Source organism: Microbacterium sp. AR7-10 (assembly GCF_001878835.1).
In the GTDB taxonomy this organism is placed as follows: Bacteria; Actinomycetota; Actinomycetes; order Actinomycetales; family Microbacteriaceae; genus Microbacterium; species Microbacterium commune.
This window is the reverse complement of record NZ_MJIR01000105.1, coordinates 1-2,350: the sequence shown is the minus strand read 5'-3', so window position 1 is coordinate 2,350 and position 2,350 is coordinate 1. Positions and strand designations below refer to the sequence as shown.

2 protein-coding genes and 1 pseudogene are annotated in these 2,350 nt (G+C 64.1%); 1 reads left to right on the top strand and 2 read right to left on the bottom strand.

From position 1 onward, the window contains the following. A partial coding sequence (locus BFN01_RS14035; protein WP_143187261.1) for an ATP-binding cassette domain-containing protein occupies positions 1 to 324 on the bottom strand: 324 nt, incomplete at its 3' end. Between the two features lie 89 nt (positions 325 to 413). Then, positions 414 to 1,568 (bottom strand): multiple monosaccharide ABC transporter substrate-binding protein, encoded by a 1,155-nt coding sequence (gene chvE / locus BFN01_RS14030; RefSeq protein ID WP_071644952.1) that lies wholly within the window; start codon positions 1,566 to 1,568, stop codon positions 414 to 416. Between the two features lie 187 nt (positions 1,569 to 1,755). On the opposite strand from chvE, the pseudogene BFN01_RS14025 reads away from it, so the two are divergent. Then, positions 1,756 to 2,235 (top strand): annotated as a pseudogene (locus BFN01_RS14025) (ATP-binding cassette domain-containing protein); the annotation flags it as partial. Positions 2,236 to 2,350 lie beyond the last annotated feature (115 nt).

The window sequence follows — 2,350 nt, the reverse complement described above, 5'->3', positions numbered from 1 at the left end:
CTCTGTGCCGAGGAAGAGTTTCTCGGCCACCGAGAGGTAGGGCACGAGGGCCAGCTCCTGGTGGATGATGACGATGCCGGCGCGCTCGGAGTCCTTGATGGCTCCGAATTCCTGTGGGGCGCCGTCGAAGATGATGTCGCCCTCGTACGTGCCGTGCGGGTAGACGCCCGACAGCACCTTCATGAGGGTGGACTTGCCGGCGCCGTTCTCGCCGCAGATGGCGTGGATCCGGCCACGCTCGACGCTGAGGTTCACGCTCTTGAGAACCTTGACGCCGGGGAAGTTCTTGGTGATGTTGCGCATCTCGAGGATGACGTCGGACATCGGTGCTCCTGTCTCTGGAAGCGCGGACCCACGGGATCCGCCGCGCAGCTCATGGTGCGCGGCGAACCCCGTGGTATTCGTGCGAGTGATTACTCGGCGACGCCGGCTGCGACCTCGGCCTCGGTCCAGTAGCCCGAGTCGATCAGCAGGGACTGGATGTTGTCGCTGACGACGATGTCGGACTCGAGCAGGAACGACGGGACGACCTTCTCGCCGTTGTCGTAGGTCTCGGTGTCGTTCGCCTCGGGCTTGTCACCGTCGGCGAAGGACTCCGCAGCGGTCACGGCCTGGGAGGCCAGCTTGCGGGTGTCCTTGAAGATGGTGGCGTACTGCACGCCGTCGGCGATCATCTTCACCGAGGCGATCTCCGCATCCTGACCGGAGACGACGGGGAGGCCCGCCTCGATGGTCGAGCCGTAGCCCGCGTTCTCGAGGGCGGTGATGATGCCGCGCGACAGTCCGTCGTAGGGGGAGAGCACACCGTCGAGCTGCTTCGAGCCGCCGTCGTAGGTGCTGGTCAGCAGGTCCTCCATGCGCTTCTGCGCGACGGCCGGGTCCCAGCGCAGCGTCGACACGGTGTCGAAGTCCTTCTGGCCCGAGCCGATGGTCAGGCGACCGTCGTCGAGGTAGGGCTTCAGGGTGTCCATCGCGCCGTCGAAGAAGAATCCGGCGTTGTTGTCGTCGGGCGAACCGGCGAACACCTCGATGATCTTCTTGTCGGCGAGGTCGGTCTCCTTGCCGTCGGCGTCGAGGTATCCGAGACCCTGCAGCAGGCTCTGCGCCTGCTGCACGCCGACGTTGTAGTTGTCGAACGTGACGTAGAAGTCGACGTTCTTGGTGCCGTTGATCAGCCGGTCGTAGGCGATGACCGGGATGCCCTTGCTGGCGGCGTTGTCGAGCTGGGTCGCCAGCGCGGTGCCGTCGATCGACGCGACGATGAGGATGTCGGCGCCGTTGGTGATCATCTGGTCGAGCTGCTGCTGCTGACGCGGGATGTCGTCGTTCGCGAACTGGAGGTCGACCTCGTAGCCGAGCTCCTCGAGCTGGGACTTGACGGCGTCGCCGTCGGCGATCCAGCGCTCGGAGGTCTCGGTCGGCATGGCGACGCCGACGAGGATGTCCTCTGCGGCGCCGTCACCGCCGGAGCCGGAGCCCGGCTCGGCGCTGCTGGAGCATGCGGCAAGACCCAGAGCCAGGGCGAAGGCGCCGGTGGCCGCGAAGGTGCGCAGGACGGTGTTTCTCATTGCGATCTCTCTTCCTCGAAAGGTGGCTTGATGCGGCGGACTGCACTGTCGTCTCCGGGAGGCGCTGACGCCGCTCTCGGAGCATTGCATATTGAGGTGCCTGCGGACAAATAAATCTGTGGCGCCTGCGAACAAATTAACCGATTCGATATCATTCCGGAAGCCGAGCAACGCAGAGGTGATCTCGATGGCTGAACCGCTTCTGCGGATGACGGGCGTGACGAAGCGATTCCGCGGCGTCGTCGCGCTCTCCGGCGTCTCCATCGACGTCCACCGTGGCGAGGTGCACGCGATCTGCGGCGAGAACGGCGCCGGCAAGTCCACGCTGATGGAGATCATCAGCGGCGTCCACCCGCACGGCAGCTTCGAGGGGACGATCGAGCTCGAGGGCCGCCAGGTCGCGTTCCGCTCCCTCGCCGACAGCGAAGCCGAGGGGATCGTCATCGTGCACCAGGAGCTGGCGGTCGTGCCGCAGCTCACAGTCGCCGAGAACATCTTCCTCGGCAACGAGATCCTCGGTCGCGGCGGCCTCATCGACTGGCACGAGGTCAACGCCCAGGCCGCCGAGCTGCTGGCTCGCGTGGGCCTGAACGAGAACCCGACGACGATCGTCGGGCAGCTCGGTGTCGGCAAGCAGCAGCTCATCGAGATCGCCAAGGCTGTCTCTTATACACATCTAAAAAAAAAAAAAAAGAACAACGAGACCGAGAAAAGCAGAGACAACAAATAGAATGTAGGAAACTACCAGGTAGGTTAATACGAGGACATAAGATCGTTGACAG